Origin of the sequence: Achromobacter pulmonis (genome assembly GCF_002885955.2) — a bacterium.
Classification (GTDB): domain Bacteria; phylum Pseudomonadota; class Gammaproteobacteria; order Burkholderiales; family Burkholderiaceae_B; genus Achromobacter; species Achromobacter pulmonis_A.
Genome location: NZ_POQS01000025.1, coordinates 1 through 3864 on the forward strand (window position 1 = coordinate 1; position 3864 = coordinate 3864).

Sequence of the window (3864 nt, forward strand, 5' to 3'; positions counted from 1 at the left end):
GTGCCAGGTATGACGCCGTTGGCCGTGTGCCAAGCCGCCAACCAGTTGAAGCTGCCGTGCGTACAGATCATTCACGAGTTTGGCCGCTGGGCGCACCTGGCCGTCGGCGTCTCCAATGACGCCCACCAGCGCACCCAGCTGCTCACGGCCAAGCTGAACCAGGGCAAGACCATCTACGAACCGGGGCTGGTCCATGTCTGAACCCTGGCTCTCCACCCATATCGAGCGCTGGCCCACCGATAAACTCGTGCCTTACGCCCGCAACGCCCGCACCCATTCCGAGGAGCAGGTGGCACAGATCGCGGCCTCCATCGTCGAGTTCGGTTTCACCAATCCGATCCTGGCGGGGTCTGATGGCGTGATCGTCGCCGGTCACGGACGGCTGGCTGCTGCGCAAAAGCTGGGTCTGGATACCGTGCCCGTGGTCGTGCTCGATCACCTGACGCCCACCCAGCGCCGAGCGCTCATCATTGCGGACAACCGCATTGCAGAAAACGCTGGCTGGGACGACGCTATGCTGCGTATCGAACTGCAGTCGCTGCAAGAAGACGGCTTCAACCTGGACATCACCGGATTTGACGCCGATGCCTTGGCCGAGATCATGGCGGGCGAAGAGACCACGGTCGATGGCCAGACGGACGACGATGCGGTGCCAGAGGTGCCCGTCACTCCGATCTCCCGTCCAGGCGATGTCTGGGAGCTGGGCAAGCACCGACTGGTGTGTGGCGATGCCACCGACCCTAGGAGCTACGAGCTGCTGATGGCCGATGGCCAGGCCGACATGGTCTTCACCGATCCACCGTACAACGTGGACTACGCCAACTCTGCCCGCGACAAGATGCGCGGCAAGGATCGCCCAATCCTGAACGACAACCTGGGTGATGGTTTCTACGATTTCTTGCTGGCGGCATTGACCCCGATGCTGGAACGCTGCGCTGGGGCCACCTACATTGCCATGTCCTCCAGCGAACTGGACACGCTGCAGCAGGCTTTCCGCGCCGCCGGTGGCAAGTGGTCCACCTTCATCATCTGGGCCAAGAACACCTTCACGCTGGGCCGCGCCGATTACCAGCGCCAGTACGAGCCTATCCTTTACGGCTGGCCCGAAGGCCAGAACCGCCACTGGTGCGGTGACCGCGACCAGGGCGACGTGTGGAATATCAAGAAGCCCCAGAAAAACGACCTGCACCCGACCATGAAACCGGTGGAGCTGGTCGAGCGCGCGATCCGCAATTCCAGCCGACCGGGTGACATCGTGCTCGACCCGTTCGGCGGCTCTGGCACCACCCTCATCGCCGCAGAAAAAACCGGTCGCATCGGCTGGCTGATCGAACTCGATCCCAAGTACGTGGACGTGATCGTGCGTCGCTGGCAGGACTGGAGTGGACAGGAAGCCTACCGGGAAGCCGATGCGGTCAAGTTCAACGACCTAGCGGCAACGGCAAGCATGCTGATCTCAGCAGACCCACAGGAGGCCGACGCATGAAGCAATCGCGCCTGATGTCCCTCGTGGAGTCGCTCGCCAATGTGCTGGTGGGATATGGCGTAGCGGTGCTCACGCAAGTGGTGGTGTTTCCGCTGTTCGGCCTGGCCGTGACCGTCACTGAGAACCTGCTGATTGGCTTGATCTTCACGGCCGTCTCGATCGTGCGCAGCTACGCGCTGCGCCGGGGCTTTGAAGCCCTGCGGGTGCGTCAGTCGGCCAGGGCCTCTTCGACAATCTCGCAGTGAATCACAAAGCCCGTCAGGTAAGGCAAGCCCTTGGGAATCCCGTGCTGCTTGCTGGTCAGGCGGCCGATGGTCCAGCCCATCCAGCGTTGGGTGGCGGCGTGGATCGCCTCCTGCAGGTCCGATCCGGCGTGCAGGCCGTTGAGCACATCGTCGGCAAAGTGGCGACCGTGGCGGCTGTCCAGGAAGGCGCGCACCGATTCGAGGGGCTGGAAGGTGGCGTCCGAAATCGCCGTCATCGCGATCGGCCAAGCTGCTGCGGCTTGATCATTCATCGTGCCCCAAAAGCCCCAGGCTTCGTTCTGGGTGGCAGGGATGTGAGTGGTGGTCATCGTCGGCTCCATGTCTGTGTCTGTTTCTGTGTTGGCGATGACTCCATTGACGCGCTGTAGGGCATGGAAGCCAAGGCATTCTCGATCATTTTTACGGGCCGTGATCATTTCGCGACGCTGGCCAGTTCGGCCTGTGCGTTGGCGATCAGGTCCAGGCGCAGGTTGGGCGTGATGTTGCAGGCAAGCGCATTGAGCGCCCAGTTCATTACCTGCGATTTGTCCTGCAGCGTCTCGGCGGTGTCGAGCCGCTCGATGTAATGGTCCAACTCCCGCAGACTGCGCTCCAGGGTGGATCGGGCGGTGAGCAAGGCGTCTTTGGCCTTTTGCTCGGTCATCTGGCGCATCAGGGTGTCAAGGTCGAGGGTCATGGTGGGGCTTCCGTTCAATCGTTTGGCGATGACCCCATTGACGCGCTGCTGCGATGCAAAGCCAAGGCTTTGATGTAAGAAGATGAACAGCGTGGCGGCAGAGCCACTAGCCCAGCCGGGCCGCGTAGCGGGCGTAGTCGCTGCCAGACGGGTCGACATAGAGGTACGGGCGACCGGGAGCATGGACTTCCACGCACAAACGTCCCTGGCCAACATAGCCACCCTTGCCCGCCAGCCATTCGCGCGAGACCAGCAGGTTGGCGGCAAAGCCATCGAACTCCTCGGGTGTCATGGTCCGTGTCTCGGTGACGTAGACGATGTAGTCGCCGCTGGCGCTCATGTCCTGGAGGTTCTCGGGCTTGCGTGCAAAGGGCAGTCGGATCCCGAGCTGCTCGACTTGAATCGCCTGGCCTTCCCACTGGAGGATCAAGGGGGTGCGTTCAATGGTGATGGACATGCTGGGCATGACGGGCCTTTCTGGTTGGTGTGGTGGTTGGGCTGGTTGATCGGTACATGGGGCTTGCGGCGTTGGCCTGCAAGGCTTCGACGCCCGCCAGTGCCAGGGTCAGCACGGCGTTGTGAAACGCCGCCTCGGCCAAACAGGGCACGAGCCGGGCGTCTTCGAGCAGGCTGTCGATGCTTGGGGCCACCTTGGCCCGCATCGCGGCACACACCGCCTCCTGGCGCGCTGGGCTGGCGCTGCGGATTTCGGGGCAAAGGCTGATCAGGGTGCGAAACGCCTGGTCGGCCAGGCGCTGCCCCAGCTCATCGAGGCGCGCCAAGTTGGGGCGGGCGTTCATGCAGCCTCCGAACTGATAGCGGTAGCGGTGCCTGCGGACTCGATACGGTAAACGCGCTGACCACCTGCCTCCTTGGCTGATGTGATGACCAGCCCCAGGCGTTTCTTGAGCGTGCCGGCCAGGGTCCCGCGTACGGTGTGCTGTTGCCAGCCGGTGGCCTCCATGATCTGCGCGATGGTGGCGCCCTCGGGGCGCTGCAGTAGGCCAATGACCAGGGCCTGTTTGCTGTCGGCGCGGGTGCGAACCGGCTTGCCCTTGGCGGGCTGCTGCCAACTGGCCTCGGCACTGGCGACATCGGCCTCCAGCTCCGGATCGTCCAGCGTGATGACCGGCGGCAAGGCGCCCGGTCGGGGCAGGCCCAGGGCGTCATAACCCTCGGCGGCCACCACCCAGTCATCGCCGTCGGGCGTGATCAGGGCGCGTTTGAACAAGCCTTCGAGCACTTTGGCGCGAGCGCCGCCCTTGATGTGCTCGGGGAACCAGGCGATCTTGCCACCGCTGTCTTGAACGGCGTGCTCCAGGATGGCCTGCTGGTTGGGGTTGAGTGCGGTGGTCATGGTTCCCTCACGCTTGCAGGGTGGCGGCGCTGCCGTTGCCACTGGTTTGATGTGCTGCGGTGACTTTGCGCACGCGGTG

Annotated in this window: 7 protein-coding genes and 1 pseudogene; 3 read left to right on the plus strand and 5 right to left on the minus strand. The window is 63.6% G+C overall.

Translation table 11 applies throughout. The features are described from left to right. The 3 genes and pseudogenes from C1I89_RS33335 to C1I89_RS33345 all read left to right on the plus strand — a co-directional run. A pseudogene (locus tag C1I89_RS33335) lies at positions 1-201 on the plus strand (D-Ala-D-Ala carboxypeptidase family metallohydrolase); the annotation flags it as partial. After that, positions 194-1486: a site-specific DNA-methyltransferase gene (locus C1I89_RS33340; protein ID WP_102776389.1), complete on the plus strand. Its 1293-nt coding sequence runs from the start codon at positions 194-196 to the stop codon at positions 1484-1486. The pseudogene C1I89_RS33335 and the gene C1I89_RS33340, both read left to right, overlap by 8 nt. Beyond that, positions 1483-1731 carry a DUF7220 family protein gene (locus C1I89_RS33345; RefSeq protein WP_102776390.1) on the plus strand — a complete coding sequence of 83 codons (249 nt, stop codon included), beginning with the start codon at positions 1483-1485 and terminating at the stop codon, positions 1729-1731. Before C1I89_RS33340 ends, C1I89_RS33345 begins: the two co-directional genes overlap by 4 nt. On the opposite strand, the gene C1I89_RS33350 is transcribed toward C1I89_RS33345, so the two are convergent. The 5 genes from C1I89_RS33350 to C1I89_RS33370 form a co-directional block, all read right to left on the minus strand. After that, entirely contained in the window at positions 1695-2060 is a 366-nt protein-coding gene (locus C1I89_RS33350) for a hypothetical protein (RefSeq protein WP_102776396.1), read from the minus strand. The two genes, C1I89_RS33345 and C1I89_RS33350, sit on opposite strands and share 37 nt — an antisense overlap. Before the next feature lie 104 nt (positions 2061-2164). Then, entirely contained in the window at positions 2165-2428 is a 264-nt protein-coding gene (locus C1I89_RS33355; RefSeq protein WP_102776391.1) for a hypothetical protein, read from the minus strand. Between the two features lie 106 nt (positions 2429-2534). Continuing rightward, positions 2535-2894, minus strand: a complete 360-nt coding sequence (locus tag C1I89_RS33360; RefSeq protein WP_102776392.1) for a hypothetical protein — start codon at positions 2892-2894, stop codon at positions 2535-2537. Beyond that, positions 2869-3228, minus strand: coding sequence for a hypothetical protein (locus tag C1I89_RS33365; protein ID WP_181391116.1), 360 nt, complete (start codon positions 3226-3228; stop codon positions 2869-2871). The genes C1I89_RS33360 and C1I89_RS33365 overlap by 26 nt, the downstream gene beginning before the upstream one ends. Further along, positions 3225-3785 (minus strand): DUF3489 domain-containing protein, encoded by a 561-nt coding sequence (locus tag C1I89_RS33370; RefSeq protein WP_102776393.1) that lies wholly within the window; start codon positions 3783-3785, stop codon positions 3225-3227. Before C1I89_RS33370 ends, C1I89_RS33365 begins: the two co-directional genes overlap by 4 nt. Positions 3786-3864 lie beyond the last annotated feature (79 nt).

Bases quoted from the DNA above. Each gene is read 5' to 3' on its own strand.
- C1I89_RS33340 (WP_102776389.1), top strand. From the start codon at position 194: ATGTCTGAACCCTGGCTCTCCACCCATATCGAGCGCTGGCCCACCGAT.
- C1I89_RS33345 (WP_102776390.1), top strand. From the start codon at position 1,483: ATGAAGCAATCGCGCCTGATGTCCCTCGTGGAGTCGCTCGCCAATGTG.
- C1I89_RS33350 (WP_102776396.1), bottom strand. From the start codon at position 2,060: ATGACCACCACTCACATCCCTGCCACCCAGAACGAAGCCTGGGGCTTT.
- C1I89_RS33355 (WP_102776391.1), bottom strand. From the start codon at position 2,428: ATGACCCTCGACCTTGACACCCTGATGCGCCAGATGACCGAGCAAAAG.
- C1I89_RS33360 (WP_102776392.1), bottom strand. From the start codon at position 2,894: ATGCCCAGCATGTCCATCACCATTGAACGCACCCCCTTGATCCTCCAG.
- C1I89_RS33365 (WP_181391116.1), bottom strand. From the start codon at position 3,228: ATGAACGCCCGCCCCAACTTGGCGCGCCTCGATGAGCTGGGGCAGCGC.
- C1I89_RS33370 (WP_102776393.1), bottom strand. From the start codon at position 3,785: ATGACCACCGCACTCAACCCCAACCAGCAGGCCATCCTGGAGCACGCC.